Origin of the sequence: Citrobacter sp. MGH105 (genome assembly GCF_001037485.2) — a bacterium.
Classification (GTDB): domain Bacteria; phylum Pseudomonadota; class Gammaproteobacteria; order Enterobacterales; family Enterobacteriaceae; genus Citrobacter; species Citrobacter portucalensis.
This window is the reverse complement of the sequence record NZ_CP073048.1, coordinates 4,637,380-4,664,299: the sequence shown is the minus strand read 5'-3', so window position 1 is coordinate 4,664,299 and position 26,920 is coordinate 4,637,380. Positions and strand designations below refer to the sequence as shown.

General features: G+C 54.8%; 28 protein-coding genes. 6 read left to right on the top strand and 22 right to left on the bottom strand.

The features are described from left to right. The first annotated feature begins 54 nt into the window (after positions 1–54). A complete protein-coding gene (locus SK35_RS22345; RefSeq protein WP_048215116.1) occupies positions 55–2,319 on the top strand; it encodes a hybrid sensor histidine kinase/response regulator in 2,265 nt (754 codons plus the stop codon). A gap of 69 nt (positions 2,320–2,388) precedes the next feature. Continuing rightward, positions 2,389–2,718, top strand: a complete 330-nt coding sequence (gene yjdP / locus SK35_RS22340; protein WP_003031807.1) for a DDRRRQL repeat protein YjdP — start codon at positions 2,389–2,391, stop codon at positions 2,716–2,718. Here the strand turns inward: yjdP and SK35_RS22335 are convergent. From SK35_RS22335 to SK35_RS22250, 18 genes are all read right to left on the bottom strand, one after another. Further along, on the bottom strand, positions 2,715–3,002 hold the full coding sequence (locus SK35_RS22335) for a type II toxin-antitoxin system RelE family toxin (protein WP_048215115.1): 288 nt from the start codon (positions 3,000–3,002) through the stop codon (positions 2,715–2,717). The two genes, yjdP and SK35_RS22335, sit on opposite strands and share 4 nt — an antisense overlap. Further along, positions 2,999–3,250, bottom strand: coding sequence for a type II toxin-antitoxin system Phd/YefM family antitoxin (locus tag SK35_RS22330; RefSeq protein WP_006688247.1), 252 nt, complete (start codon positions 3,248–3,250; stop codon positions 2,999–3,001). The genes SK35_RS22335 and SK35_RS22330 overlap by 4 nt, the downstream gene beginning before the upstream one ends. 78 nt (positions 3,251–3,328) lie before the next feature. Further along, the gene (phnP, locus tag SK35_RS22325; RefSeq protein WP_048215114.1) at positions 3,329–4,087 is read right to left on the bottom strand and encodes a phosphonate metabolism protein PhnP; all 759 of its coding nucleotides are present in this window, start codon (positions 4,085–4,087) and stop codon (positions 3,329–3,331) included. A gap of 8 nt (positions 4,088–4,095) precedes the next feature. After that, entirely contained in the window at positions 4,096–4,530 is a 435-nt protein-coding gene (phnO, locus tag SK35_RS22320; protein ID WP_048215113.1) for an aminoalkylphosphonate N-acetyltransferase, read from the bottom strand. Further along, positions 4,517–5,071 (bottom strand): ribose 1,5-bisphosphokinase, encoded by a 555-nt coding sequence (phnN, locus tag SK35_RS22315; RefSeq protein WP_048215112.1) that lies wholly within the window; start codon positions 5,069–5,071, stop codon positions 4,517–4,519. Before phnN ends, phnO begins: the two co-directional genes overlap by 14 nt. 2 nt (positions 5,072–5,073) lie before the next feature. Next, a complete protein-coding gene (gene phnM, locus SK35_RS22310) occupies positions 5,074–6,210 on the bottom strand; it encodes an alpha-D-ribose 1-methylphosphonate 5-triphosphate diphosphatase (protein ID WP_048215111.1) in 1,137 nt (378 codons plus the stop codon). Further along, complete coding sequence (gene phnL, locus SK35_RS22305; RefSeq protein WP_003826708.1) at positions 6,207–6,893, bottom strand: phosphonate C-P lyase system protein PhnL; 687 nt, start codon at positions 6,891–6,893, stop codon at positions 6,207–6,209. The genes phnM and phnL overlap by 4 nt, the downstream gene beginning before the upstream one ends. A gap of 415 nt (positions 6,894–7,308) precedes the next feature. Continuing rightward, positions 7,309–8,067 carry a phosphonate C-P lyase system protein PhnK gene (gene phnK, locus SK35_RS22300; RefSeq protein WP_048215110.1) on the bottom strand — a complete coding sequence of 253 codons (759 nt, stop codon included), beginning with the start codon at positions 8,065–8,067 and terminating at the stop codon, positions 7,309–7,311. Beyond that, positions 8,064–8,855, bottom strand: a complete 792-nt coding sequence (gene phnJ, locus SK35_RS22295) for an alpha-D-ribose 1-methylphosphonate 5-phosphate C-P-lyase PhnJ (RefSeq protein ID WP_049259807.1) — start codon at positions 8,853–8,855, stop codon at positions 8,064–8,066. The genes phnK and phnJ overlap by 4 nt, the downstream gene beginning before the upstream one ends. A gap of 46 nt (positions 8,856–8,901) precedes the next feature. Next, a complete protein-coding gene (locus tag SK35_RS22290) occupies positions 8,902–9,969 on the bottom strand; it encodes a carbon-phosphorus lyase complex subunit PhnI (RefSeq protein ID WP_048215109.1) in 1,068 nt (355 codons plus the stop codon). After that, positions 9,969–10,565, bottom strand: coding sequence for a phosphonate C-P lyase system protein PhnH (gene phnH / locus SK35_RS22285; protein ID WP_048215108.1), 597 nt, complete (start codon positions 10,563–10,565; stop codon positions 9,969–9,971). The genes SK35_RS22290 and phnH overlap by 1 nt, the downstream gene beginning before the upstream one ends. Beyond that, the gene (gene phnG, locus SK35_RS22280) at positions 10,562–11,014 is read right to left on the bottom strand and encodes a phosphonate C-P lyase system protein PhnG (RefSeq protein WP_048215107.1); all 453 of its coding nucleotides are present in this window, start codon (positions 11,012–11,014) and stop codon (positions 10,562–10,564) included. Before phnG ends, phnH begins: the two co-directional genes overlap by 4 nt. Further along, a complete protein-coding gene (phnF, locus tag SK35_RS22275; protein WP_020996086.1) occupies positions 11,015–11,740 on the bottom strand; it encodes a phosphonate metabolism transcriptional regulator PhnF in 726 nt (241 codons plus the stop codon). 20 nt (positions 11,741–11,760) lie between these two features. After that, complete coding sequence (phnE, locus tag SK35_RS22270; protein ID WP_038636402.1) at positions 11,761–12,540, bottom strand: phosphonate ABC transporter, permease protein PhnE; 780 nt, start codon at positions 12,538–12,540, stop codon at positions 11,761–11,763. A 133-nt stretch (positions 12,541–12,673) separates the two neighbouring features. Next, positions 12,674–13,690, bottom strand: coding sequence for a phosphonate ABC transporter substrate-binding protein (gene phnD, locus SK35_RS22265; RefSeq protein WP_008786961.1), 1,017 nt, complete (start codon positions 13,688–13,690; stop codon positions 12,674–12,676). 155 nt (positions 13,691–13,845) lie between these two features. After that, the gene (gene phnC, locus SK35_RS22260) at positions 13,846–14,634 is read right to left on the bottom strand and encodes a phosphonate ABC transporter ATP-binding protein (protein ID WP_048215106.1); all 789 of its coding nucleotides are present in this window, start codon (positions 14,632–14,634) and stop codon (positions 13,846–13,848) included. 132 nt (positions 14,635–14,766) lie between these two features. After that, positions 14,767–15,216: a VOC family metalloprotein YjdN gene (yjdN, locus tag SK35_RS22255; protein ID WP_048215105.1), complete on the bottom strand. Its 450-nt coding sequence runs from the start codon at positions 15,214–15,216 to the stop codon at positions 14,767–14,769. A gap of 139 nt (positions 15,217–15,355) precedes the next feature. Then, entirely contained in the window at positions 15,356–15,691 is a 336-nt protein-coding gene (locus tag SK35_RS22250; RefSeq protein ID WP_048216364.1) for a zinc ribbon domain-containing protein YjdM, read from the bottom strand. Positions 15,692–16,232: 541 nt separating this feature from the next. Here SK35_RS22250 and crfC point away from each other — a divergent pair. Both crfC and SK35_RS22240 read left to right on the top strand, forming a co-directional pair. Then, on the top strand, positions 16,233–18,590 hold the full coding sequence (crfC, locus tag SK35_RS22245) for a clamp-binding protein CrfC (protein ID WP_048215104.1): 2,358 nt from the start codon (positions 16,233–16,235) through the stop codon (positions 18,588–18,590). After that, positions 18,587–19,480 (top strand): diguanylate cyclase regulator RdcB family protein, encoded by an 894-nt coding sequence (locus tag SK35_RS22240; RefSeq protein ID WP_048215103.1) that lies wholly within the window; start codon positions 18,587–18,589, stop codon positions 19,478–19,480. Before crfC ends, SK35_RS22240 begins: the two co-directional genes overlap by 4 nt. 30 nt (positions 19,481–19,510) lie before the next feature. Here the strand turns inward: SK35_RS22240 and kdgT are convergent, their stop codons facing one another. Next, positions 19,511–20,509 (bottom strand): 2-keto-3-deoxygluconate transporter, encoded by a 999-nt coding sequence (gene kdgT, locus SK35_RS22235; protein ID WP_003826735.1) that lies wholly within the window; start codon positions 20,507–20,509, stop codon positions 19,511–19,513. Between the two features lie 699 nt (positions 20,510–21,208). On the opposite strand from kdgT, the gene proP reads away from it, so the two are divergent. Both proP and pmrR read left to right on the top strand, forming a co-directional pair. Next, positions 21,209–22,711 (top strand): glycine betaine/L-proline transporter ProP, encoded by a 1,503-nt coding sequence (gene proP / locus SK35_RS22230; RefSeq protein ID WP_003826737.1) that lies wholly within the window; start codon positions 21,209–21,211, stop codon positions 22,709–22,711. Positions 22,712–23,385: 674 nt separating this feature from the next. Beyond that, a complete protein-coding gene (gene pmrR, locus SK35_RS22225; RefSeq protein WP_003826741.1) occupies positions 23,386–23,475 on the top strand; it encodes an LpxT activity modulator PmrR in 90 nt (29 codons plus the stop codon). On the opposite strand, the gene pmrB is transcribed toward pmrR, so the two are convergent. The 3 genes from pmrB to eptA are packed head-to-tail and all read right to left on the bottom strand — an operon-like array spanning position 23,469 to position 26,862. Continuing rightward, the gene (gene pmrB / locus SK35_RS22220) at positions 23,469–24,542 is read right to left on the bottom strand and encodes a two-component system sensor histidine kinase PmrB (protein WP_103015279.1); all 1,074 of its coding nucleotides are present in this window, start codon (positions 24,540–24,542) and stop codon (positions 23,469–23,471) included. The two genes, pmrR and pmrB, sit on opposite strands and share 7 nt — an antisense overlap. A gap of 9 nt (positions 24,543–24,551) precedes the next feature. Beyond that, complete coding sequence (gene pmrA / locus SK35_RS22215) at positions 24,552–25,220, bottom strand: two-component system response regulator PmrA (RefSeq protein ID WP_008786966.1); 669 nt, start codon at positions 25,218–25,220, stop codon at positions 24,552–24,554. 4 nt (positions 25,221–25,224) lie between these two features. Beyond that, a complete protein-coding gene (gene eptA / locus SK35_RS22210) occupies positions 25,225–26,862 on the bottom strand; it encodes a phosphoethanolamine transferase EptA (protein WP_048215101.1) in 1,638 nt (545 codons plus the stop codon). Positions 26,863–26,920: the final 58 nt, after the last annotated feature.

The following is a 26,920-nucleotide window of genomic DNA, read 5'->3' as shown; positions in this document are numbered from 1 at the left end:
TGTCAGAAGCCGTTCATATTTGTCATATTGCGATTTTTCTTCACGGAGCGTGATATGCCGCAACCGGGACGTCACTTTTTCGCCAGTGCGCGCGGACGATTGCTGTTCTTCAATCTGCTGGTGGTGGCTGTCACGCTGATGGTGAGCGGCGTGGCGGTGCTGGGTTTTCAGCATGCCAGTCAGATTCAGGAGCAGGTGCAGCAGCAAACCGTTGACGACATGACCGGCAGCATGAACCTGGCGCGGGATACGGCGAATGTGGCGACAGCGGCGGTGCGGTTGTCGCAGGTGGTCGGGGCGCTGGAATACAAAGGGGAAGCGGAGCGGCTGCAGGAGACGCAAAGGGCGCTGAAGCAGTCGCTGGAACAACTGGCTACCGCGCCGCTGGCACAGCAAGAGCCGGTGCTGGTCGAGCGTATTATCCAGCGCAGTAATGAACTACAAAGAAGCGTAGAAGGGATGTTGCAGCGCGGGCAGCGGCGACACCTGGAGCGTAACGCGTTGCTCAGTTCGCTGTATCAAAATCAAAGCTATTTACGTCATCTGCAAAAGTTGACCGGCGCGCAGGATGATGCGTTGCTGGGGCAGATGGACCGCTTAATTGTTGCCGCCATCGACACGCCCACGCCGCGTTCGGTGGTGAAACAACTGGATGCGGTGATGCCTGCGCTTCCCTTGCGCCATGCTAGTCCGCTGATTAGCGGTATCCTCAACGACTTCAACCAGGAGCTGCATAAGCTGGAGCCGCTCTCTTCCGCGCTGGAGCAGAGCGATTTGGCCATCAACTGGTATATGTTTCATATCAAAGCGCTGGTGGCGATCCTCAACAGCGATATCAATCAGTATGCCTCGCAGGTGGCGCTGATCTCAGAGCAGCGGGTGGCGCAAAGCCATCAGGAACTGCAATCCGGCGCGTTGTTTATTTTAGTGTTTGCGCTGCTGGCGGTGGTGATCACCGGTTTTGCCGGGTGGTATATCTACCGTAATCTCGGTTCCAACCTGACGGCCATTTCACGGGCGATGACCCGGCTGGCGCACGGTGAATCAGACGTCAGCGTCCCGGCCCTGCAGCGTCGCGATGAGCTGGGCGAGCTGGCCCGCGCTTTTAGCGTCTTTGCCCGTAACACCGCGTCGCTGGAGCACACAACCCGACTGCTAAAAGAAAAAACCAGCCAGATGGAAATCGATCGCACCGAACGTCAGGGGCTGGAAGAAGCGCTGTTGCACAGCCAAAAGCTGAAGGCGGTGGGGCAACTGACGGGTGGATTAGCACATGATTTCAATAACCTGCTGGCGGTTATTATTGGCAGTCTGGATCTGGTGAATCCGGAGTCGCCCGATGCGCCACGGGTCAATCGGGCGCTAAAAGCCGCCGAGCGTGGGGCGTTGCTTACCCAGCGACTGCTGGCCTTTTCGCGCAAACAGTCGTTGCACCCTCATGCGGTGGAGCTGAAAACGCTGCTGGAAAATCTGGGCGAACTGATGCGCCACTCTCTTCCGGCCACGTTGACGCTGGAGATTGAAGCCCAGTCTCCCGCCTGGCCCGCGTGGATTGACGTCAGCCAACTGGAAAACGCTATTATCAATCTGGTGATGAACGCCCGTGACGCCATGGACGGGCAGGCGGGCACGATTAAAATCCGTACCTGGAATCAGCGGGTCACGCGCAGCGATGGGCGCAAGCAGGATATGGTGATGCTGGAGGTTGCCGACCAGGGGAGCGGGATGTCACAGGAGGTGAAAGCCCAGGTCTTCGAGCCGTTTTTCACCACCAAACAGACCGGTAGCGGCAGCGGACTGGGGCTGTCGATGGTTTACGGTTTTGTGCGCCAGTCCGGAGGTCGGGTGGAGATTGAAAGCGCTCCCGGGCAGGGAACGACGGTCAGGCTACAACTGCCTCGCGCCGTTGTGCCGGTGCAGGCTCAGGCAGAACCGGTGGCGGTACATGCGGCGAACAGCGGTGAAAAACTGGTGTTGGTGCTTGAAGATGAAGCCGATGTACGCCAGACGTTGTGCGAGCAGTTACACCTGCTGGGCTACCTGACGTTAGAGGCCGCCAACGGCGAACAGGCGATGCATATGCTGGCGGCTTCATCCGAGATTGATATTTTAATCAGCGACTTAATGCTACCAGGAGGGTTGAGCGGCGTGGATGTGGTGAATCATGCGCTGGCACATTATCCGCAGTTGTCCATCCTGCTGATTAGCGGTCAGGATTTACGTCCGGCGCATAACCCAGCGTTGCCGGATGTGGCGCTATTGCGTAAGCCTTTTACTCGGGGAGAGCTGGCGCAGGCGCTGCGGCATTCGCGTAATTGAGATTCCTCCGCTACCCGCGCAAATACGCTTTGATTACCGTGGGGCGAGTTTCTTGATGAGGCTGGTTTTATGCAACGCTCCGCGACATTCCTTCTTTTTAGTTTGCTAATGCTGACCACCGTATCGGCACAGGCGGATATTATCGATGACGCCATTGGTAATATTCAGCAGGCGATTAACGACGCATACAAACCGGACAACGGGCGGGATTATGACGACTCCCGTGATGAAAGCTGGCAGCGCCAGATGAGTGACGACCGGCGCAGGCAATATGACAATCGCCGCCGCCAGTTTGAAGATCGACGTCGCCAACTGGATGACCGCCAGCGCCAGCTCGATCAAGAACGGCGTCAGTTAGAAGACGAAGAGCGCAGAATGGAAGAAGATTACGATCGTTAGCGAAATCTTTCGCTGGCAAGATTATAGACTTCACTACGCTCGCGTTTACCGACGGCAACGACCACGATGACCAGGGTGTCGTCAATGACTTGATAAACAAGACGAAACCCTGATGTTCGTAGTTTGATTTTGTAGCAATCTTTTATTCCCCTGAGCTTTGCTGAAGTAATATGCGGATTTTCACAGCATTTCTTTAGTTTTTTGGCAAATTGCTGCTGAATGGCTTTATCAAGTTTTTGCCATTCTTTCAGCGCATCTTCCCTGAACTTTACCGTATAACTCATAAGTAGCTGTCCAGATCCACATCCACCAGGGGTTGTTGGCTACGTTCATGGACTAATTTAACCAGCTGTTGATCGTCCAGCGCATCGAGCATTTTTTCGTAAAGCTCTGCTGGCACACAATAAAAGGCGGGCTGGTTACGGTTCAGGATTGCGACCGGAAACCCATCTCCTGCGCTAACAGTCGCCATCGGGTTCTTTTTTAGCTCACTCACACTCGCGGTGGTATCGCTTAAAATGATATGCGGCATAACCTCTCCTAAAGACCATTTAACTGGTCTTAATATAGGATTTAAGAGACCTGTTAACAAGTCTTATTGTCCGGGAAATTACTCCAGCACAATCTCCATTCCGTCATATCCTGCCTCAATCCCTACTGGTAGCGGATGTTCCATCATCCACAGGTCAAACTGATGGCTGATATGCGTCAGGATCACCCGTGGGCAGCGGATAACTTCGTTTAAGGCGATAACGGTGTTTAAATCACAATGATTGCGCGGTGGCTCGGCGCGCGGGGCATGGCTGCAGTCGATGATAATCACCTGAGGCTGGTTATTGTGGAGAAACTTCAACGTCTTGTCGGGAAGTCCGGCGGTATCGGAGAGCCACGCCACGCGGCTATGTGCGGTCTCCAGCAGATAACCAAACGTCAGCTTTGAATGGTTGAGCGGTAGCGGCGTTACCTGCAATCCTTGCAGGTCGAACACCACGAACGGTGCCACGGTATGGCTAAAATCGAGGATGCCGGGATGCTTAAACAGATCGTCGCAACCCTGTTCATCCGGCGGACCGTACACCGGGATAGTCGCCCCCACACCCCAGCGCAACGGAAACAGCCCTTGCACATGATCCATATGATAGTGGGTCAGTAGAAACTGCTGGAAGCTGCCCGCCGGCCAGTCGTCCATCAGATGTGGGAGCCCCGCGTCCAGCAGCGTCACCGTATTATTGAACTTGACCACCCCGCTACAAGGGCGTCGACGGTATTGCGCCTGTAAGCGTGCTCGTTGGCAGGCCGCACAGTCGCAGCCATATGTCGGCACCAGCTGCGCGCCGCCCGTTCCCGTCAGCGTAATGGTCAGACTCATGGCTCCCCCTACAACGGTTTAGTGAAGCGAAAATGGCTCTGGGTATAGCCTTCGCGCTGATAAAAACGGTGAGCGTTAAGGCGTTGAGTGCTGGTGGAAAGCTCGGTCATCTCTGCACCCGCTTCGCGCGCGGTGGCTTCGGCCCAGGCCAGTAACTGACTGCCTACCGTTAATCCTCGCGCCTGCGGCATCACCACCAGTTCCTGTATTTCGCCAATCCAGTTAGCGTGGTGCAGATGAAACTGCAGGTGCAGACCAATCAAGCCGACGACCTGTCCGTCGAGCAGCGCCAGTTGGTAGTGCATATTGGGATCTTGCAGATTTGCGGCGTACCCGGCACTAAAGGCCTGCAGGTCGAATTGACCCTGTTTCAACTCACAGATGAGCGCATAAACCGCATCGGTATCGTATAGCGTTGCGCGGCGTAATTCACAGACAGACATGTTTCTTCTCCTTGCGTCCCATCAGTGTGAGTAGTGTATCGACAGACTGTAGTAAACTTCCATCGTTGTTCAGGACGTGGCAGTCATACGGGGCGTAGCGGGCTGCGCGCTCAAGACGGGCGGCGATTTCCGTTTCGCTCTCCCGTCCACGAGCCTGCAAGCGCTGGCGTAAAATCGCCGGAGAAACCTGTAAGCAAATGGAGAGTAAAGATGTGCCGTAACGGGCCTGCGCCTGGGGCAGATGTGCACGCGAGCCGTTGACCACCACATCAAAACCGGCGTGTAGCCAGAGGTCAATCTCCACACCAACGCCGTAGTAGAAGCCATTGGCGTGCCAGCTCAGTGCCAGCAGGTTCTGCCCGGCGCGGGTAAAAAATTCTTGTTCGCTCAGCGCAATATGATTTTCATTCCCGGCGTTGGCGGCGCGGGTGATGTAACGGTGCGCCACCAGCAGTTGCGCCGGTTCCTGCTGGCGGAGTTCGGCCAGCAGACTGTCCTTACCGGAGCCGGATGGCCCCATCAGCCAGATCAGTTTACCCATAGTCAGAATACCCTTTTGCCCTGACGCCAGACGTGGTCGATATGGATGTTGCCGCCTTTGCGGTGTGCCAGCACCAGATCCGCGCGTTTGCCTTCGGCTACAACGCCACGATCGTCGAGATTTAATGCCCGCGCCGGATTGCGGGTCACCATGTGAATGGCCTGCGGCAGGGTAAAGCGGTTGGCGTCGTCATCCGCCACGCGAAATGCCGCGTCGAGCAGGCTGGCGGGGTAGTAATCGGAAGAAAGAATATCCAGTAGCCCCAGCTCAGCCAGCTTATGCGCCGCCACATTGCCGGAATGAGATCCTCCGCGCACGATGTTCGGCGCGCCCATCAGCACGTTCATACCATGCTGGCGCGAGGCTTCAGCCGCTTCGAAGGTGGTGGGAAATTCGGCGATCACGCTGCCAAGCTGGTGCGATTCCAGCACATGATCATGGGTGGCATCATCATGGCTCGCCAGCGCAATCTGGCGCTCACGACACATCTGGGCAATCGCCGCGCGATTGGGCTGTGACCAACGCGCCGCCAGCGCTAACTGTTCTTCTTCATAGCGGGCCATCTGCTCGTCGGTGAGCGAATACTTGCCTTGATAATACTCGCGGTACTTCTCGCGATTGGCGAACTGACGCTGGCCTGGCGAGTGATCCATCAGCGACACCAGCGTTACCGGCTCGCGGCTGACCAGTTTTTCAAACAGCGGCAGGGTAGTGTGATGCGGCAGCTCACAGCGCAGGTGCAGGCGATGCTCGGCGCGATTGACCCCGCGCTTTTGCGTCTCTTCGACTGCATTGATCATCTTCTCCAGATTTTCCAGACGGTCGCCGCCGTCGCGTACATCGCCAATTGCCACCGCGTCCAGCACGGTGGTAATGCCGCTGGCGACCATTAGCGCGTCGTGACTGCTCATCGCCGAGTGGGCAGGCCAGTCTACCTTCGGGCGCGGGGTGAAAAATTTGTCGAGATTATCGGTATGCAGCTCGATAAGCCCTGGTAGCAGCCAGCCGCCTTCGCCGTCCAGCGCCTCAGGTAGACGGCTCTGGGTTTCGGCAAAGGCGCGAATAAACCCGCCCGCAATTTCCAGCGATCCTTGCACCACTTCATCTTCCAGTACCAGCTTTACATTATTGATAATCATGCTGTTGTTCCCATCAGATGCAGACGATCCGCTACGCGGTCGCGCACGGTTTGATCGTGAAAAATGCCGACAATTGCTGCGCCGCGGGCTTTCGCCTCTTCAATTAATGCGACGACGGCGGCGCTGTTTTTGGCGTCCAGCGAGGCGGTAGGCTCATCGAGCAGCAGAATTGGGTAATCGACGATAAACCCGCGGGCGATATTGACGCGCTGCTGTTCGCCGCCGGAAAAGGTCGACGGCGCCAGGTGCCACAATCGCTCCGGCACGTTCAGGCGGGTAAGCAGGTTAGCTGCTTTGGCTGCACACTCCTCACGGGAGACCCCCAGATCCAGCAGCGGTTGCATCACCACATCCAGCGCGGAAATCCTCGGGATCACGCGCAGGAACTGGCTCACCCAGCCGATGGTTGAACGGCGAACTTCCAGTACTTTGCGCGCCGGGGCCTGCACCAGATCAACCCATTCATCGCTGTGGCGGATGTGGATGTGTCCTTCATCCGGCAGGTAGTTGGCGTACAGCGAACGCAGCAATGTGGATTTGCCGCTGCCCGAGTGACCGTGCAGCACCACGCATTCGCCGCTTTTAACGTCCAGAGTGGCGTTTTGCAACACCGGCAGACGCACACCGTTTTGCTGATGCAGGACAAAAGTTTTACTGACATTTTCAACGCGGATCGCGTTCATTTTTAGCCTCTTTAGACATTTTTGCGTTCGATTGCCTGATGGCGCTTCGCTTATCAGGCCTACAACCAATGCCGCTCCGTAGGCCGGATAAGGCATAGCCACCATCCGGCGCAAGCGATACCACTCCGTAGGCCGGATAAGGCATAGCCGCCATCCGGCACAAGCGATGCCGCTCCGTAGGCCGGATAAGGCATAGCCACCATCCGGCACAAGCGATGCCACTCCGTAGGCCGGATAAGGCGTAGCCGCCATCCGGCAAAAGCGATACCGCTCCGTAGGCTGGATAAGGCGCAGCCGCCATCCGGCACAAGCGATACCGCTCCGTAGGCCGGATAAGGCGCAGCCGCCATCCGGCACAAGCGATGCCGCTCCGTAGGCCGGATAAGGCGCAGCCGCCATCCGGCACAACAAAAAATCAGTTCTGCAACACCGACGACACCAGCAACTGGGTATACGGATGATGCGGGTCGTCGAGCACGCGGTCGGTTAACCCACTTTCCACCACCCGACCTTGCTTCATCACCAGTAAACGGTCGGCCAACAGGCGCGCGACGCCCAAATCGTGGGTGACAATCACTACCGCCAGATCCAGTTCCACCACCAGGCCGCGCAGCAGGTCCAGCAGTTTGGCCTGTACGGAAACGTCCAGCCCGCCGGTAGGTTCGTCCATAAACACCAGTTTGGGATGGGTGACGAGGTTGCGGGCAATCTGCAGGCGTTGCTGCATGCCGCCAGAAAAGGTGGTGGGTAGATCGTCGATACGCGAGGCAGGGATCTCCACCTCCTCCAGCCAGCGCTGCGCGGTGGCACGGATGTCGCCATAGTGGCGCGCGCCGGTGGCCATCAGGCGTTCGCCGATATTGCCGCCTGCGGAGACCTGACGGCGAAGGCCATCCAGCGGATGCTGATGCACCACGCCCCATTCGGTGCGCAGCAGACGGCGACGGTCGGCCTCATTCATGCCGTACAGCGAACGGTTCTGATACAAAATCTCACCGCTCTGCGGCGTCAGCCGTGAAGAGATTGATTTCAGCAGCGTGGTTTTGCCGGAACCGGACTCGCCGACGATGCCCAGCACTTCGCCTGGCCACAGGTCAAAAGAGACATCGCTGAAGCCCTTGCCCGGCGCGTAGAGATGGGTCAGGTTGTTGACTGAAAGCAGCGGTTGCGTCATTTGCTGAGGGCCTCGCTCTGTTGGCGGCAGTAGTCGGTGTCGGAGCAGACAAACATGCGTTTGCCGGTGTCATCGAGCACCACTTCATCGAGATAGCTGTGGGTTGAGCCGCAGATGGCGCAAGGCTCATCCCAGCTCTGCACGGTAAACGGGTGATCGTCGAAATCGAGGCTCTCCACGCGGGTATAAGGTGGAACGGCATAGATACGCTTTTCGCGGCCAGCGCCAAACAGTTGCAGGGCTGGCATCATGTCCATCTTTGGATTGTCGAATTTCGGGATGGGCGACGGGTCCATGACGTAGCGGTCATTAACTTTCACCGGATAGGCGTAAGTGGTGGCGATATGGCCGAAGCGGGCGATATCTTCATACAGTTTCACCTGCATGATGCCGTACTCTTCCAGCGCGTGCATGGTGCGGGTTTCCGTTTCGCGCGGTTCGATAAAGCGCAGCGGCTCAGGGATCGGTACCTGGAAGATAATGATTTGATCTTCCACCAGCGGCGTTTCCGGGATGCGGTGGCGGGTCTGGATCAGTGTCGCATCTTCCGTACGTTCAGTGGTATTCACCCCGGTCACACGCTTGAAGAAATTACGAATCGACACGGCGTTAGTGGTGTCGTCTGCGCCCTGGTCAATCACCTTCAGTACGTCCGGCTCGCCAATCACGCTGGCGGTAAGCTGAATACCGCCGGTTCCCCAGCCGTAGGGCATCGGCATTTCACGTCCGCCAAACGGGACCTGGTAACCGGGGATTGCCACCGCTTTCAGAATTGCGCGGCGGATCATGCGTTTGGTCTGCTCATCAAGATAGGCAAAGTTGTAGCCGGAGAGGTTAGTGGTCACGGGTGGCCTCCTGTTGCAGGCGTTTGAGCAGTTCCAGTTCGGCCTGGAAATCGACGTAATGGGGAAGTTTGAGGTGCGAAACAAAACCCGCCGCCTCGACGTTATCCGCATGCGCCAGCACGAACTCTTCGTCCTGCGCCGGTCCTGTGACCGTTTCATCGTATTCGGCTGCCTGTAGGGCGCGGTCCACCAGCGCCATCGCCATCGCTTTACGTTCGCTCATACCGAACACCAGCCCGTAGCCGCGGGTAAAATGGGGAGATTCGTTTTCTGGTGCGACAAACCCGTTCACCATTTCGCATTCGGTCATCAGCAGTTCGCCGACGTTCACCGCAAATCCCAGCTCTTCCGGTACGGTTTCCAGTGCCACATAGCCGCTGCGGATTTCGGCGGCAAACGGGTGGTTGCGCCCGTAGCCGCGCTGGGTGGAGTAGGCCAGCGCCAGCAGATAGCCCTCGTCACCGCGCATCAGCTGCTGCAGACGTGAAGCGCGTGAGCAGGGGTAAACCGGCGGCGTGCGGGTGATGTCGTCGGGTGTCGCGCCATCATCCTCTTCACGCTTTGCCAGCCCCTGGTTGGCCAGCAGGGAAAAAACGTGCGGGGAGGCATCCTGCGCGCCGTCTGCGCTGCGCAGAGGCGGCGTTTCGCCATTGGCCAGCAGGGTAAAATCCAGCAGGCGATGGGTGTAGTCATAGGTTGGACCCAACAGTTGCCCGCCGGGAATATCTTTGTAGACCGCCGAGATTCGGCGCTCAAGGCGCATTTCTGCACTGTTAAGCGGCTCGCTGACCGCCACTTTTTCCAGCGTAGTGCGGTAGGCGCGGAGCAAGAAGATGGCTTCGACGTTATCGCCGCTGGCCTGCTTCAGCGCCAGTGCCGCCAGTTCGCGGTCGGCGATGCCGCCTTCGGTCATTACCCGGTCAACGGCCAGGTTCATCTGCTGTTCGATTTGTGCCACGCTCAGTTCAGCTATGGTTTCATCGCCCCGGCGTCGGTTTTCCTGTAGGGCGTGGGCGTTGGCTATCGCCTTTTCGCCCCCTTTGACGGCGACGTACATCAGCACACCTCCACATGGGTGGTTCGCGGAATAGCCAGCAGGCGTTCGCCGCAGGTGAGGATCAAATCGACCCCCAGTGGGAACGGGTGCGGGCGTTCGGTGAGTTCGTGAATCAGGCATTCCGGCAGCTGTGGCGCGATCATGCGCTCTTCGGCAATGCCCGCTCCGGTCAGACGCAGCATGCGTCCGCCGCTTAAGCCAGAGACCTGCACAATCAGCGTGGCGCTGGTCTCTGGCGCGACGGCTGAACCGGCGGAGAGGGCGTTAAGCTGTTCGCTGCTGATGCGCTCGTCGGCGACGGCAAAGGCCGCCAGCTGCGGCTGATCCACCAGCGGCGCGTTGGTATGAAAACGCAGGTTCTGGCGGGCAATATCGTTATCCATCGACGGCGCTAGCCAGACCGGCGTGTCGCCATCGACCAGGGTCAGCAGCACGCTGGTGGTGGCCAGACCCAGCGGCTGCCAGACATGTTTCAGTTGATGCAGGGCGACGATTACGCCCGGTTCGCTCATGGCTTTCAGCAGGCGACGAAAGCTCTGCTGAGCATCCTGAACGGGTAAATTAAAAGCGGTCAGAAGTGCTGTAGATCGTGTCATGCGTTATCTCCGCGTACCAGCGTGAAGAAGTCGACCCGGCTGGCGTTGACTTCGGCACGGCGTGCGTTAATCAGCGCATCGCGTTCCGCTTCCAGCGGGGTAATTAAGGTTTCCATTAGGTTCTGGAAATGCGTTTGTTCCTGCAGCAGTGCGTCAATCACCGCGCACTGCTCGGCATGTTGTTTATTGCGTCCCAGCAGGTAGCTGTAACCCAGCGTGCCGCTCTTCAGGCGTACCACTGCGCGGGTAAGCGTGGTGTCGCCAGCAAAGAAGCGGTTGCCGGTACCGCCCATACGGGCCTGGATCTGCATCAGTCCGCTTTCCGGAGCGCGGATAAGTTCATAGTCCGGCGTTAGTTTGAGCGCGGTGATGCGGGCGTTCAGGGCATCGGCATTGCTGTAAGCCAGCGCGCGCATCCAGCGCTGGCGGGTGGCGGTATCGAAATGCATTCAGTGCTCCATAGTGAATTCGATCATGTCGGCGCGGGTCAGGCTGACGGAGTATTCCGCCGCGTGTTCTTCGCCTTCACGGTGGTTCAGGGTGCGCACGCACAGCAGCGGCGCCATATTGGGGATTTCCAGTACCTTGCTCTCTTTGGCCTGCGCGCGGCGGGCGCTGATGCGCGTTTGCGTGCGTAGCAGCGTCAGACCGGACTGTTCGCGCAGGTAGTCATGCAGTGAACCGCTGTTGAAGCCTTGCAGCAGCGGCCACAGCGAGAGGTCGGAAAAATAGTGGTCGATCTGGCACAGTGCGATGCCGTTAACCCGGCGCAGGGTGCGCAGGTGAATCACGTTATCGCCCTCGTTTATGCTGAGCGCATCGGCAATGTGGCTGGAGGCCGGACGCAGCACCGCCAGCAGTTTTTCGCTGGTGGGATGGCTGCCCTGGTCCAGCAGATTCTGACTAAAGCGCGCCTGGGCATTAAGCGGGTAATCGAACGGGCGCATCAGCACCAGCACGCCGACGCCCTGCCGACGCTGAACCCAACCGCGCTCAACCAACTGGTCAATGGCGCGGCGCAGGGTATGTCGATTTACCTCGTAGCGCGCGGCAAGCTGATGCTCAGCGGGCAGATAGTCACCGCAGCGATAATGTTGACGAAGCTCCTGCTCAAGTCTCGCGGCAATTTCCTGATAACGCGTTGGATAACTGGTCGGATGTGTAGACAAGTGCATAGCAATCAAGGCCTCGCTAGTCAGATAAAGTGCTTACGCAAACGCTGGGAAAGGAAATCCAGCAGGCTGACGGTGACGATGATTAACACCATCAGGGCGCAGGTTTGCTGGAACTGAAAGCCGCGAATCGCCTCCCATAAGGTCACGCCAATACCGCCTGCGCCTACCATTCCGACCACCGTGGCCGAGCGAACGTTGGATTCAAAGCGATACAGCGAATAGGAGATAAGCAGCGGCATGACCTGTGGCAGAACGCCGTACAGGATCTCTTCAATTTTGTTGGCACCGGTGGCGCGAATGCCTTCTACCGGACCTGGCTCAATAGCTTCTACCGCTTCGGAAAGCAGCTTGGAGAGCACCCCGGTAGTGTGGATAAACAGCGCCATCACCCCGGCGAATGGGCCTAAGCCGACGGCGACTACGAACAGCATGGCGAAGACCATTTCATTGATGGCGCGGCAGGCGTCCATCGCTCTGCGCATCGGCTGGTAAATCCACCACGGCACGAGGTTATCGGCGCACATCAGGCCGAAGGGAATTGATAGCACAACGGCAAGGGCAGTCCCCCAGACGGCAATTTGCAGGGTGACGGCCATTTCACCGAGATAGTCCTGCCACTGGCTGAAGTCCGGCGGGAAGAAGTCGGCGGCGAAGGTCGCCATATTGCCGGAATCCTGGATCAGCGTGAGCGGGGCCATTTCGGCACCTTTCCACGAGACCACCAGCACGGCGAGAAGAATGGCCCAGCTCAGCAGCGAGAACCAGCTACGTTTGGGCGGGGCGACGGTGATGGTTTGCATGTTTAGCTCCTGGGTGTCGATGTTTCGGGTCTGTTGTAGGCCGGATAAGGTGCTGGCACCGCCATCCGGCATGGAATCCCTTGCATTGCCTGATGGCGCTGCGCTTATCAGGCCTACAATTTGGTCACCAGGTTTACTGCACCGCTTTGGTGACGCTGGTCATAGCGCCCAGTGCGGCGGTCAGACGGTCAAGGTCATCGAGCTGCGCTTTCAATGCCGAGGTTTTGCTGGTTTTCTCTTCCTCGTTCAGCCCTTTGTTGTCCTTCACACCCTGCATCTCTTTAAACAGTGCCAGCTGGCGAATCGGCACCAGTTGCAGATCGCTGGAGGCGCGGAACGGTGCCCATCCCAGGCGTTCCAGTACGGTTTTCTGTTCCGGCGTTTTGCCGTAATTCATAAAGAAGTCGTACACCTTGTCCTTGGTGGTTTCGGAGAGGTTTTTACGCCAGACGATCGGATCGCCCGGGATCAGCGGCGACTTCCAGATCACCTTCAGCTCTTTCAGTTTTTCCGGTGCGGAAGTTTTCAGCTTGTCGAGGTTTTCGGTGTTGTTGGTGGCGACATCGACCTGCTTGTTGGCGACGGCCAGCGCGTTGGTTTCGTGTCCGGCGTTAACGGTGCGTTTGAAGTCGCTGGCGGAGATGTTGTTTTTGGCGAAGACGTAGTAGCCGGGGACGAGGAAGCCTGACGTTGAGTTGGGATCGCCGTTGCCGAAGGTCAGATCCTTACGTTTGGCGATCAGATCGTTCAGGTTATTGATCGGGCTGTCTTTGTTAACGATCAACACGCTCCAGTAACCTGGGGATCCGTCGGCGGCGACGGTCTGGGCAAACACTTGCCCATTAGCGCGATCCACCGCTTCCATTGCCGAGAGGTTGCCGTACCAGGCGATATCAACTTTGTTAAAGCGCATTCCCTGGATGATCCCGGCGTAGTCCGGGGCGAAGAAGGCGTTCACTTTCACGCCCAGTGATTTTTCCATGTCCTTCAGGAACGGTTCCCACTGCGGTTTCAGGTTTTGCTGTGATTCGGTCGAAATAATGCCAAAGTTCAGCGCTTTTTCCTGTTCTTCGGCATGGGCCGGGGTGAGCAGTGTGCTGAGACTAAACATGCTGGTGAAGGCCAGCGCGGCAACTGTCTTATAGCTCATGTCGTTTCCTTAATTAGTCATTGTTCCAGGCTATTTCACTTGCCAGCCTGAATCCGGGCAGTGCTCAAAATCCTCACGTACTGCGTGTACGCTCCGGTTTTTCCGCGCTGGTCGTCTCCAGCCTGGCTGCGCCAATAACGCCTGGTTTTTTAGAACTATGCAGCCTGCGCGTTCTGTTCTACGCGGTTCATGCTGCGGTAGAGATGGTCAAAACGATCGTTATCAAAATGCTGGCTGCTGCCATCAAAGAAGACGTTGCCCTGGCGCAGCGCGACGATGCGTTCGCAGTAGCGCAGGGCGTAATCCACCTGATGCAGCGTGACGACCACGGTGATGCCGTCGGTCTGGTTTATCTCGCGTAGGGTGTCCATCACGATCCGTGCGGATTCCGGGTCCAGCGAAGCAATCGGCTCATCGGCGAGGATCACTTTGGCCTGCTGCATCAGCGCGCGGGCGATTGCGACACGCTGCTGCTGACCGCCCGAAAGCGTGGAAACGCGCTGGTATGCAAAGTGCGCCATGCCCACACGGGTCAGCGCCTGTAATGCGCGCTGTTTTTGTTCCTGGCTAAACCAGCTAAAACAGGTACGCCAGAACGGCGTGCTGCCGAGCGCGCCAATCAGGACGTTCTCCAGCACCGTCAGGCGGTTCACCAGATTGAACTGCTGAAAGATGTAGCCGGTGTGGGCACGGCTTTTGCGGATATCGCGCGCCAGGCGGCCTTCATGTTGAACGGTGCGGCCCAGCAGCTCGACGCGGCTACCGGGTGATTTATCACCGGTGATCAAACCGCTTAAATGACGTAAAAGGGTGGATTTGCCGGAGCCAGACGGCCCAAGCAGAGCCACCATCTCACCGGAACAGATGTTCAGATCAACCGCATTGAGCGCCTGATGTTGATTGAAGGACTTGGAGAGTTTTTCGACGCGAATAATCGTTTGCATGATGCGGCCTCCCTAAAAAAGTGGCCCCATCGTGGCGGATCAATGTGACGTTTTCGTTAAGTGATGGTTACTCGATGATGAAGAGTTGAGCGCTATTTGATGACAGTACGGGAGGGCTGGCCTCCCGTTGGATTACTCTGTAGGGGGTTGCTGTTGTTTGACGACGTTGATCATCCACGGCACGCCATACTGGTCGCTCACTTTACCGAAACCGTGGGCCCAGAAGGTTTCCTGCCAGTCCATTTCGATTTTTCCGTTTGCTGCCAGGTTATCAAACCAGCGTTTGCCTTCATCGACGTTTTGCGTGTCGAGCACCAGCGTGAAGCCAGAGTAGTGAGCATTTCCGTCCGGGGCGCTATCGCTCATCATGATGTCACTGCCCGCAACGCGCAGGTTGGCGTGGGCGATGGCGGTGTCGGGGAATTTCATGCCTGAAGGGCAACCATCTTCGCTTTCCTGCGCCGATTTGGGCATTTCACCGAAGTTGATTTTGTAGAGTAGCTCAGCGCCTAACGTTTTTTGATAGTAGGCGATAGCGTCAGCGCAGTTGCCTGCAAAGGAGATATAGGGACTTAACGGCATAATCTTTACCTCAGGTAAAAGAAGCCAATTAAGTGTAGTTAGCGTCTGCAAAAATAAACCAGGCGGGAAGTATGAGCTTCCCGCCTGGCAGATGAGCTGGTGTTGACCTGATTAGCGTCGCGCTATCAGGCAATTTGCATCAGTTCTTTTTCACAAACTCAGATTTCAGCTTCATTGGGCCAAAGCCATCGATTTTGCAATCGATGTTGTGGTCACCTTCAACCAGACGAATGTTTTTCACTTTGGTACCAATCTTCAGCATGGAAGAGCTACCTTTTACCTTCAGGTCTTTCACGACGCTCACGCTGTCGCCGTCAGCCAGCAGGTTGCCGTTGGCATCTTTAACGATCAGTTCGTCGCTGTCCTGCGCCGGTTCAGCATCGTTCCATTCGTGAGCGCATTCCGGGCAGATGAACATGCCGTTATCTTCGTAAGTGTATTCGGAGTTGCATTGCGGGCAGTGTGGTAATGACATGTGGATTTCCTCAAAAGTCAGCAGGGGCAAATGCGCCCAAAAAATGGCAGATTGCCGAAAAAGGCCGCAATTATACATAAAATCCCTGCATTTGTCGGGACTACTGCGCGATTACGCAAAATGATCTGCTGTAAAGACCCTCTGCTTTCACCTCAATGAAAGTATGGCGGAATATTTTTTAAGGGAAATTGCTACGCTTAGATATTTAAGATAAGGTGAGGCGAAATATCTGATATTCATAGGTAACATTGCTTAGAAATGCCTAAGTCATTGTGATTGAATATCATTGAACCCCTTAAATTTAGTAGGGGGATTCCGCTGGCATTTTTTAAAACTGAACTACGCTGTCTATCTTTCTTACTTATTTTCATAAGTGAGAGGCATCGGGCCAGCGGTTATACACCAAATTTATTTTAATAATATCAATTGGTTGTTTTGATTTTAATTATTTCTATACGTAATTATAAAAGCCAAAAAATCTATAAATAAAACGATTGGGCTAAATAAAAGTAATGCCATTTGCGTTAAGGAAAAATTTTCCATGCACACACAGACAATTTATGAATTAAGTCAGGAAGCGGAACGCTTGCTGATGCTCTCGCTTGAACATCTCAGGCAATTGCAAAAATTGCCCGTGACCTCGTTGGATGATGTCGCGCTAAAACAAGGAGAGCATAGCAGTCAGGTTGTTCAGCCCCTGCATTTCAGCGCGCGTGGCATGGATGTCCAGCAAGCAACGCTCAATAATGAGCTGCGCAAGATTACGCGTCTGGAAATGGTGCTGGCGATTGTTGGCACCATGAAAGCGGGAAAATCGACGACGATTAACGCGATTGTGGGGACAGAGGTGTTACCTAATCGTAATCGCCCCATGACGGCGTTACCAACGCTAATACGCCATACGCCGGGGCAGAAAGAGCCGGTGCTGCATTTTTCACATGTCGCGCCGATCGATGCCTTAATGAAGGTTTTGCAGCAACGCGTGCGCGAGTGCGATCGCCTGCGTCTTACGCAGACCCTGGAAATTGACAAGGATATGAATGTCCTGCTGCAACATATTGAAAATGGTGTGGCATTTGAACGGTATTATCTTGGCGCACAGCCTATTTTCCATTGCCTTAAAAGCCTGAACGACCTGGTGCGCCTGTCAAAAGCATTGGACGTTGATTTTCCTTTTGCTGCCTATGCTGCGATTGAGCATATTCCGGTTATTGAGGTTGAATTTGTCCATTTGGCCGGACAGGCAAGCTACCCAGGGCAATTAACGCTGCTGGATACGCCGGGGCCGAACGAGGCGGGACAACCGCACTTACAAAAAATGCTCAATGAACAGCTGGTGCGGGCCTCTGCGGTGCTGGCGGTGTTGGATTACACCCAACTGAAATCGATTTCCGATGAGGAAGTGCGTCAGGCGATTATGGCGGTCGGCAAGTCAGTTCCTCTGTATGCGCTGGTGAACAAGTTCGATCAGAAAGACCGCAACAGTGACGATGAAGACCAGGTGCGGGCGTTGATTTCCGGCACATTGATGCAAGGCGGAATCGCCCCTGAAAGAATTTATCCGGTCTCCTCAATGTGGGGCTATCTGGCAAACAGGGCGCGTCATGAGCTGACGACGCGCGGGCGACTGCCGGATCATCAGGAGCAACGTTGGGTGCAGGATTTTGCCGAAGCGGCGCTTGGCAGACGCTGGCGCACCACCGATCTTGACGATACGGAACACATCCGCCATGCCGCCGACCTGTTGTGGGAAGACTCGCTGTTTGAACAGCCGATCCAGAAAGTGATCCACGCCGCTTATGCTAATGCTTCGTTGTATGCGCTTCGCTCTGCGTCACATAAGTTATTGAACTATGCACAAAGCGTGCACGAATATCTGGAATTTCGCGCCCACGGGTTAACGGTCGCCTATGACAAACTGCGGCTGAACATCACGCATATTGAAGAGGATATGCAGCAGTTAGAAGTGAGCCAGGGGCGGGTGAGCGATGAAGTCAGCCATGAAGTAGAACTGGCGCTGGAGGCTGCCGCTGCCTATCTCAGTGAGCAACAGACTGAGATTCTTTGCGGTATCAATACGTTCTTTGTCAAAGATAACGTCCTGATGATGTCACAACACGGTCTGGGGAATGCTGTGAATACGGCAGAAATGGCCGGAGAGATGTTGGTGCTGCATGATGAAGGGCAGGCAAAAATTGTGTTAGATAAAATTCGCTCGTCCTGTGAGGGGGTATTGCTGGCGGCGCAGGAAAGCATCAGCCGGGACTTAGCCCTGCGTTTTGAACAGCTTGAGTCGACGCTCTCCCGGGCGCTAAATGACGCGATGCGGCCAATTGAGCAAAGGGTGAAAGAGGAGCTAAACCACGCCGGTTTTCGTGCGCGGATCCGTTTTCCAGCGTTCCATACGGCGATGTTTAATTTCAATACCCGCCAATTGTTTAACGAGGCCATTGAGCAGGATATTCCGGCAGAAAATGTGCCGTCTACTGGCGGTGTGGTGCGTGACACTTTCTCTCGTTGGCTAAATCAACCCAACTGGGGATGGAATGATTACGTCGAAACAAAAACGCGTTATCTCATTGATATGGGCGCATTGCATAAAAACCTTGTGCAGTACGTCTCCCAGTTTTGCCAACAAATTCGTAAAGCTTTAGCTGCTCAGGTCGATATCTCCGTTACGGCTGGCATGGCCACATTTTTTGCTGATTTCTCTCTGTGCCTGGCGCAATTGCAGGCGAGTCTGAGTGAGAGTCTGACGCTACGCCAACAAAATGAATCCGCGGTGAATGCAATGAATGAGCAATTGCAGCAGCGCATTACGATTGCGGCATGGCTTTATGAAGATTCCCGATTGCTGCGTGACGATATCAATACCCTTTTTGCAACCGAGCACACATGACTAACGTTTTACTGGAAGGCCCCGGGAGGACGCTGGAGTGTGTCTACCCGAAGTTTATGGTCGATCTGGTTCAGGGAGATGAAACCAAACGTTCCGGCGGTTTTCTGCAACAGCAGCAGCGGCTGCGTGCGCGTCTGACGCAGGAAGTGTTATCCCAGACGCAACTGCGTGCGTGGGTGATGGCGGGAGTGTCCAGCGAGCATCTGGTGATGCGCCTTAAGCTGGTGGAGAAGCTGGCAGGCATGATTGACCCGGGTCATCTGGCGCTGGTACGGATCGCCGAAGGGCTGATGTTTTTGCAACAAACAGAACACCCGCGTGGGTTTTCAACCCCCGGTCTTTTACAGCAAATAAATTCACTGACTGACTGGTTTACCCAACGCGCGGCGTATAAAGAGAAGGCGCTGACCCAGCGCGGCCTCACGGTTCAGGCGGGCGAGCATAGCGAACAAATTTTTACCCGCTGGCGGGCTGGCGCGTATGACGGCTGGTCGTTACCAGGACGCTGTTTTGTCGCGCTGGAGGAGCTACGTTGGGGGGCTTTTGGTGATGCCTGCCGGTTAGCGAATGCCGATGTGGTGTTAATGCTAAAAGACAACCTGCGAACCATGGCGGCTCAGGCGTTGGCGGATAGCGTGAATGCAGCGCCTGCTACGCGTCATTACTATCATCATTGGCTCAGCACGCCAGCTGTCGGCGGATCGGGCGAGTATAACGATATGCTGAGCTGGCTGGGGAGCTGGTGCGATGCGCAACGCCATCCTGTGAGCTGGTCGGTGACGCAGCGTTGGCAAAATGTGGCGCTGGGAATGCCGCGATTGTGTTCGGCAAAGCGGCTGGTCGATGCGATGGTTGAGGAGATTTTTGCACCGACCCTGCTCGTCAATTGAGCAGGGCTGGTGAGTAGGATAATGGCAGGTTTAGTGGTGTAGAGAGTCTGCCGGGGTGGCCACCGCTTCGTTGGCGACCAGGTTTTTATTAAAACGTTTGGCGTACAGCGCGGTGATAATCGGCACCAGAATGGCGGTGACAATTACGCTGGCGGCAACCAGCGCCGTAGCGGATGCGGCAACCGGTTCGAACGCCGGGTTAATCTGAGCGATAATCACCGGGTTTGCTACCGCAGCGCCTGCTGCTGAAGAGGCTGCGACGCCTGCCGTACCGTTCCCGCCACCAATAACACGGTCAGCAATAATCAGCGGGATACCGGTGATGACGATAACCGCGACACCCAGCAGGATACCCAGCAGACCGGTATCAACGATCACGCTCAGGTTAATAGTGTTACCCAACGCGAAGCCGAAGAACGGGATCAGCACCGGTGTGGCTTTGCTGAAGAAAGAACGCAGGTCGTGATCCAGGTTGCCCAACGTAAAGCCAATCAGGAACGGTAATACCGCGCCGATGAAATGGTGTGGCTCGAAGGAGGCCAGACCCGCAGAGCCGAGGATCACCATGGTCATTAACGGACCGGATTCCAGAGACATCAACACAAATGCGCCGGACTCTTCTTTGGTGCCGTACTGGTTCATCAGGCTGGCGTACAAACCACCGTTGGTCATGTCCATTGCGGAGACAATTGCCAAAACTGAGAGGCCTGCAAAGAACCCGGTTTGAATACCGGTATCAGGAATAAATGAAGCAGCAATCATTGCTACTACCCACGCCACGGCTATTTTGGTTATTACCAGCGTACCGGACTTGCGTAATACCGTACCGGTTGCCCGTAAATCAATAGATGCGCCGATACAAAAAAACCACACTGCCAGAATCGGTACCGTTCCGCTGATCATTCCTTTGGTAAACGAACCGAAATACGCACCGGTATCCGGAGCTAACGTATTTAACACTGCGCCTAATAACAGAGGAATCAACATCATTCCGCCGGGGATGCGTTCAATCGTGGCTTTAATTTTCATAAACGTCCTCATGTCTTGTCGCTGCTAAAACTCGCGCAAGAGGGTAAAAATTAATAAATTCAAATAGTTACTGGTGTTTCTTAACAAAGAAAATCGCTATCTCTTTGTTTTATAAAATCTAACGCGGCATACGTTGAGCGTGTTGCTGCTCCCAGGGATATTGCGTCTGGAATTAGTTTGCATTCACAGGAACATTGATTCAATCAAAATAAAACGATGTTTTAGTTATCTTTATCACATATTCCGCGCAAAAGTTCCCGGTCGCTCTGATTATTAAAAAAGCTGTGATCTTTTTGTGAAGGGATTAGGTGGTTTTTTTGCTAGCAGAATAATAGTGACCGCTGTGATTGTTGGTGCAATAAAGCGATTTATTCTTGTATTTAATTGTCAGTAAATCGCAAGCATTACATGTAAAAAAGCTGACTAAGAATGACCTAATTTACGCATGTTGACGAAATGAAAAACTATATGTGAAGTTGATCACAAATTTAAACGCTGTTAGGGTAAAGAGGTCATTAACCGCCCAATCAGGCGTCAACAGGTTCGGTTGTACTGTGCGTTTCTCGTCAGTGTAAGTAAACCTGCTACGCTTGTTACAGGGAATGCGCCTGTGCATTCCCCGCTCGGTGATGACCCTGACGCATGGGCGTTAGGGGACTCGAACTGGAGCGCGACAGGGCTAAGTCTATGAGGACGAGTATGCTAAAAAGGAAAAAAATAAAACCGATAACGCTGCGCGACGTTACCATCATTGATGACGGTAAATTGCGAAAAGCCATTACCGCAGCGTCATTAGGTAATGCGATGGAGTGGTTCGATTTTGGTGTTTATGGATTTGTTGCTTACGCATTAGGTAAAGTGTTCTTCCCGGGGGCTGACCCCAGCGTGCAGATGGTTGCTGCACTCGCCACCTTCTCTGTTCCCTTTCTGATTCGACCGCTTGGCGGATTGTTCTTCGGTATGCTCGGCGATAAATACGGTCGTCAGAAGATACTCGCTATCACCATCGTGATCATGTCGATCAGTACATTCTGTATCGGTCTTATTCCCTCGTATGCCTCAATTGGTATCTGGGCACCGATTCTGCTGTTGCTGTGTAAGATGGCGCAGGGGTTCTCGGTCGGCGGAGAGTATACCGGGGCATCGATTTTTGTCGCAGAGTACTCGCCAGACCGTAAGCGCGGATTTATGGGCAGTTGGCTGGACTTCGGCTCGATTGCCGGGTTTGTGCTGGGCGCGGGCGTGGTGGTCCTGATCTCAACTATCGTCGGCGAGGATAACTTCCTTGAGTGGGGCTGGCGTATTCCGTTCTTCCTGGCTCTACCGTTAGGGCTGATTGGTCTGTACCTGCGCCATGCGCTGGAAGAGACGCCGGCGTTCCAGCAGCACGTGGATAAACTGGAGCAGGGCGATCGTCAGGGTCTGCAGGAAGGTCCTAAGGTCTCGTTTAAAGAGATTGCGACTAAGCACTGGCGCAGCCTGTTGGCATGTGTTGGTCTGGTGATTGCCACCAACGTCACCTACTACATGCTGCTCACCTATATGCCGAGCTATCTGTCGCATAACCTGCATTACTCTGAAGACCATGGCGTGTTGATTATTATCGCCATCATGATTGGTATGCTGTTTGTGCAGCCGATTATGGGGTTGCTCAGCGACCGTTTTGGGCGTCGTCCGTTTGTGATCATGGGCAGTATTGCGCTGTTTGTGCTGGCGATTCCGGCATTTATTCTGATTAACAGTAACGTTATTGGCCTGATTTTCGCCGGGTTGCTGATGTTGGCGGTGATCCTCAACTGCTTTACCGGGGTGATGGCGTCAACGTTACCGGCGATGTTCCCGACGCATATTCGCTACAGTGCGCTGGCCGCCGCGTTTAATATCTCGGTATTAATCGCCGGTCTGACTCCGACATTGGCCGCATGGCTGGTGGAAAGCTCGCAGAATCTGATGATGCCCGCTTATTATCTGATGGTGATTGCGGTAGTAGGTTTGATTACCGGCGTGACCATGAAAGAGACGGCTAATCAGCCGCTGAAAGGCGCGACACCTGCTGCTTCGGATATTCAGGAAGCGAAAGAGATCCTCGGCGAACACTACGATAACATTGAACAGAAAATCGAAGATATCGATCAGGAAATTGCTGAGCTACAGGTTAAGCGCACGCGTCTGGTGCAGCAGCATCCGCGTATTGAAGAGTAACGGTGTTATTGCCTGATGGCACTACGTTTATCAGGCCTACGGGCAGCATTGTACTCAGTAGGCCGGATAAGGCGCTAGCCGCCATCCGGCGCATGGCCAGGGCATTCGTGTTAATGCCTGATGGCACTACGTTTATCAGGCCTACGGGCAGCATTGTACTCAGTAGGCCGGATAAGGCTCTAGCCGCCATCCGGCGCATGGCCAGGGCATTCGTGTTATTGCCTGATGGCACTACGTTTATCAGGCCTACGGGCAGCATTGTACTCAGTAGGCCGGATAAGGCGCTAGCCGCCATCCGGCGCATGGCCCGGGCATTCGTGTTATTGCCTGATGGCACTACGTTTATCAGGCCTACGGGCAGCATTGTACTCAGTAGGCCGGATAAGGCGCAAGCCGCCATCCGGCGCATGGCCAGGGCATTCGTGTTATTGCCTGATGAGACTACGTTTATCAGGCCTACGGGCAGTGTTGTACTCAGTAGGCCGGATAAGGTGTTAGCCGCCATCCGGCGCATGGCCAGGGCATTCGTGTTATTGCCTGATGAGACTACGTTTATCAGGCCTACGGGCAGCATTGTACTCAGTAGGCCGGATAAGGTGTCTTATGATATCAACTTAAGGTTGGCTTAATCTGTGTCAGGCAAACTCTCCTCCATAGTTTCGGAGGAGAGTGTCATGAAAACCCGTATTTATGAAAGTTTGACCACCGTGTGCAGTGTGCTTATCGTCAGCAGCTTTTTGTATGTGTGGGTGAGCTCTTACTGATTTTTCGCCAATTCCACCCATGCGCGAGTGCCGCTGGCTCCCTGGCGATTTTGCAGATAGAAATGCCCGTGATGTAACTGGGTGATGCGACTGACAATGCTCAGCCCCAGCCCAATCCCACCAAAACGGCTGTCCATACGGACGAATGCTTTACTCAACTCCCCGCATTTACTTTCATCAATGCCCGGCCCTTCATCCTCGACGGCCAGGACGGCATCATGCTCGGTGTTCAGGCTAATCGTAATATGGGTGCCTTCCGGGCTGTAACGATGCGCGTTTTCCACCAGATTTCGTAGCAGCATCCGCAACAGCGTAGCATCGCCACGCACGACAACGTCCGCCGCGCTTTGTGGCAGGAGCAGCGTCTGTTTACGTTGGTCCAGCATGGTGCTGAGTTCATCGTAGGAGGGTAGAATAACGTCCTCCAGCAGTTTGACATGCTGGTAGCTCCCGGCCGAAAACGACTGTCCGACGCGGGCGAGTTGCAGCAGCTGCGATACGCTGTCCATCATTTGATCAAGGCGGGCAATCAACGGCGTAACGTCGACCTTATGGGTTTTGGATAATAATTCCAGATGCAGGCGAACGCCTGATAGCGGTGTGCGCAGTTCGTGGGCGACATCGGCGGTAAATAAACGTTCGTTTTCAATAGTGCTGGTCAGCCGCGTTACCAGGTCATTGAGCGCTGAGACAACGGCCTGGATCTCAACGGTTGAGCTGTGAATTTCAATGGGGGCCAGGTTATCGGCTGCTCGCGCTTCTAACTCTTTTTGCAGATCGGCAAGGGGACGGGTAATACGTCGCACCGCCTGGTAGCAAATTAGCAGCGTCAGGCTGACCATAAAGATGCCGGGGACGATCAGGCTGGCGATAGCCTCGCGGATCTCATGCATGATGTGGCGATCGTTGTTACGGTTATCGCGCAGCGCCTGTTCGAATAACTGTATTTGCTCGGTACTTTCGTGCCACAACCAGAAGGTGCTAATGAGCTGAAAGACCAGCAGAATTAGACCGATCGTCAGTATTAACCGTTGGCGAAGAGGGAGAGGTCGTTTTAGATATTGCAGCAGCTTCACTTAGCTTTCCTCAGTGGCGACCAGCATATAGCCAAATCCCCTGACCGTGCGGATACGTGATTTCCCCACTTTATCGCGCAGATTATGGATGTGGACTTCCAGCGTATTGGTCGACGGTTCGTTATCCCAACTGTATATGTCGTTATACAGAATTTCCCGGTGAACAGGACTGCCTGCCTTGAGCATCAGACGCGACAGGAGCGCGTATTCTTTCGGCGTTAAGATAACCTCTTGTCCGTCCATCCACACCTGGCGACGACCGATATTCAGCGTCAGATTGCTGACAATTAATTCACTTTCACCCTGATTGTTGTGGCGACGCAGAAGTGCCCGGATGCGGGCGTGCAGTTCTTCCAGTGCGAACGGTTTGACCAGATAGTCATCGGCACCCACGTCCAGCCCGCTGACCCGGTCTTTGAGCGTGTCACGGGCGGTGAGGATCAGCACGGGGAGAGAGTATTTCTTCTGTCTGATACGGGTCAGGAAGTGCAAACCGTCTTCATCCGGCAAGCCCAGGTCCAGAACAACCAGACTGTAATGTCCGGTCTCCAGACACTGCTCGGCTGCACGGGCGGTTGACACGCCATCACAGGCGTAGCCTTCTGTTTGCGCAGCGAGTATCAGTCCCTGTAATAACAACGTATCGTCTTCAACAATCAGGATTTTCATTCGTTTAGCCTCCCCGGCAGGGTTGCAGAATATCATCTGCCGCCTGATATTTCTGTGTTTGCACGCCCGTTAATCCCAGCAGAGTTGAGAAGAGATTATCCTGCGAGAAGTCTTCTGAGCTTGCCCGTTTTTGCAAACATGTCTGAGAGACCTGATAGCGTTGCTGATAATCCTCGGAGAGCCACAGCAGCATCGGCACATGTTTTTGTGTATCTGGTGCAATCGAATACGGCAGGCCGTGCAAATAGACGCCATTTTCCCCTAAGGATTCGCCGTGATCGGAAAGATACACCAGGCTGGTGGTGAAATTATCCTGATGTTCTTTCAGTATATTGATCGCTTTATCAACAATATAGTCAACGTAAAGAATGGTGTTGTCGTAAGTATTGACCAACTGTTGCTGCGAACAGGTCTGGATTTCGTTGGTATCGCAGGTTGGCGTAAATTTCTTAAACTGCGCAGGATAGCGGTTGTAATAGGTCGGACCGTGGCTGCCGATGGTATGCAGCACAATCACGCCGTCGCCTTGCAGATTATTAATGTACTCTTCCAGCCCGTGGAACAGGACTTCATCGTAGCATTCACCGTCAATACACTGCCCTGGCAGGTTCAGCTTAGTCATATTCTGGTGTGGAACCCGGTCGCAAGCCCCTTTGCAGCCGCCGTCGTTATCGTTCCACAGAACGTTAATTCCCGCCCGCTGAATGATGTCGAGTACGCCTTCCTGATGCTGTGCCAGTTCTTCGTCGTAGTGCGCGCGTGGCATATCCGAGAACATGCAGGGTACTGATACTGCCGTTGCCGTTCCGCAGGATGTGGTGCGGGGGAAATAGACCACATCATCTTTTTCCAGCAGCGGGTTGGTCTGGCGCGAGTAGCCTGACAGGGAGAAGTTATCGCCGCGCGAGGTCTCGCCGAGAACCACAATCGTCAGGTTCTTACGCTTTTCTTTCACCATCAACGGATTGCGATGTGCATCCTCGCCAATGCGCACCAGCGGCAGGTGGGCCAGTCGCTGGTGTGAATACCAGGATGACGTCGCCACAATGCTGTTGGATGGACTGAGGGATTTCACCAGTTCTTTGTTGTTGCGAAACAGTGAGGCGTAATCTTTATAGAAGAACGCAGCGACCAGCACGATCAGCAGCGCGGAGATCAGAATGTTCGCGCCACGAAACAGTACGCTGCGCATAACTGGCGTGATCGGTTTAATTTTTACCCAGCAGGCAATGAGCGCGGCCAGAATGCCGCTCACCCCGAGTGTGATGAGCATTTGCGGCGTCAGCAAAGCAAAGGTTTCGGCGGGCGTAGTGTCCATCATATTGGCGATCATCGAGCGGTCGATGATGATGCCGTAGGTCATGATGAAATATTGGGCCGATGCGCCAACCAGAATGAAAATGCACGCCACCAGGCGATTAAGCCACAGGAATGAGGCCAGCGTCAGCACGATGTTCATGACGCTGAACGCGACGACTGGCATTGATAAAAACACCAGCACGTTACGCACAGAGTCCAGAGGCAGGTCTTGCAGCACTTGTTTATAGAACGCAATGTTCAGGAAGGTCGCAAGATAAAATGAGATCAGCAGAAGCCAGCTGATTAGCCCGAGAGTGGGCCTTTTAAACAAGAGCTTTAACATTAAGGGGGTTCCATCGACTATGTGGCGCAAATCCTCTCAAAGTAAAATTAAGCCAACC

Bases quoted from the DNA above. Each gene is read 5' to 3' on its own strand.
- SK35_RS22345 (WP_048215116.1), top strand. From the start codon at position 55: ATGCCGCAACCGGGACGTCACTTTTTCGCCAGTGCGCGCGGACGATTG.
- SK35_RS22330 (WP_006688247.1), bottom strand. From the start codon at position 3,250: ATGCCGCATATCATTTTAAGCGATACCACCGCGAGTGTGAGTGAGCTA.
- crfC (WP_048215104.1), top strand. From the start codon at position 16,233: ATGCACACACAGACAATTTATGAATTAAGTCAGGAAGCGGAACGCTTG.
- phnL (WP_003826708.1), bottom strand. From the start codon at position 6,893: ATGAACGCGATCCGCGTTGAAAATGTCAGTAAAACTTTTGTCCTGCAT.
- yjdN (WP_048215105.1), bottom strand. From the start codon at position 15,216: ATGCCGTTAAGTCCCTATATCTCCTTTGCAGGCAACTGCGCTGACGCT.
- pmrR (WP_003826741.1), top strand. From the start codon at position 23,386: ATGAAAACCCGTATTTATGAAAGTTTGACCACCGTGTGCAGTGTGCTT.
- eptA (WP_048215101.1), bottom strand. From the start codon at position 26,862: ATGTTAAAGCTCTTGTTTAAAAGGCCCACTCTCGGGCTAATCAGCTGG.
- phnK (WP_048215110.1), bottom strand. From the start codon at position 8,067: ATGACGCAACCGCTGCTTTCAGTCAACAACCTGACCCATCTCTACGCG.
- kdgT (WP_003826735.1), bottom strand. From the start codon at position 20,509: ATGAAAATTAAAGCCACGATTGAACGCATCCCCGGCGGAATGATGTTG.
- pmrA (WP_008786966.1), bottom strand. From the start codon at position 25,220: ATGAAAATCCTGATTGTTGAAGACGATACGTTGTTATTACAGGGACTG.
- phnD (WP_008786961.1), bottom strand. From the start codon at position 13,690: ATGAGCTATAAGACAGTTGCCGCGCTGGCCTTCACCAGCATGTTTAGT.
- phnP (WP_048215114.1), bottom strand. From the start codon at position 4,087: ATGAGTCTGACCATTACGCTGACGGGAACGGGCGGCGCGCAGCTGGTG.
- SK35_RS22335 (WP_048215115.1), bottom strand. From the start codon at position 3,002: ATGAGTTATACGGTAAAGTTCAGGGAAGATGCGCTGAAAGAATGGCAA.
- phnG (WP_048215107.1), bottom strand. From the start codon at position 11,014: ATGCATTTCGATACCGCCACCCGCCAGCGCTGGATGCGCGCGCTGGCT.
- proP (WP_003826737.1), top strand. From the start codon at position 21,209: ATGCTAAAAAGGAAAAAAATAAAACCGATAACGCTGCGCGACGTTACC.
- phnM (WP_048215111.1), bottom strand. From the start codon at position 6,210: ATGATTATCAATAATGTAAAGCTGGTACTGGAAGATGAAGTGGTGCAA.
- yjdP (WP_003031807.1), top strand. From the start codon at position 2,389: ATGCAACGCTCCGCGACATTCCTTCTTTTTAGTTTGCTAATGCTGACC.
- SK35_RS22250 (WP_048216364.1), bottom strand. From the start codon at position 15,691: ATGTCATTACCACACTGCCCGCAATGCAACTCCGAATACACTTACGAA.
- phnJ (WP_049259807.1), bottom strand. From the start codon at position 8,855: ATGATCCGCCGCGCAATTCTGAAAGCGGTGGCAATCCCCGGTTACCAG.
- phnC (WP_048215106.1), bottom strand. From the start codon at position 14,634: ATGCAAACGATTATTCGCGTCGAAAAACTCTCCAAGTCCTTCAATCAA.
- phnF (WP_020996086.1), bottom strand. From the start codon at position 11,740: ATGCACTTGTCTACACATCCGACCAGTTATCCAACGCGTTATCAGGAA.
- phnO (WP_048215113.1), bottom strand. From the start codon at position 4,530: ATGTCTGTCTGTGAATTACGCCGCGCAACGCTATACGATACCGATGCG.
- phnN (WP_048215112.1), bottom strand. From the start codon at position 5,071: ATGGGTAAACTGATCTGGCTGATGGGGCCATCCGGCTCCGGTAAGGAC.
- phnE (WP_038636402.1), bottom strand. From the start codon at position 12,540: ATGCAAACCATCACCGTCGCCCCGCCCAAACGTAGCTGGTTCTCGCTG.
- SK35_RS22240 (WP_048215103.1), top strand. From the start codon at position 18,587: ATGACTAACGTTTTACTGGAAGGCCCCGGGAGGACGCTGGAGTGTGTC.
- SK35_RS22290 (WP_048215109.1), bottom strand. From the start codon at position 9,969: ATGTACGTCGCCGTCAAAGGGGGCGAAAAGGCGATAGCCAACGCCCAC.
- phnH (WP_048215108.1), bottom strand. From the start codon at position 10,565: ATGACACGATCTACAGCACTTCTGACCGCTTTTAATTTACCCGTTCAG.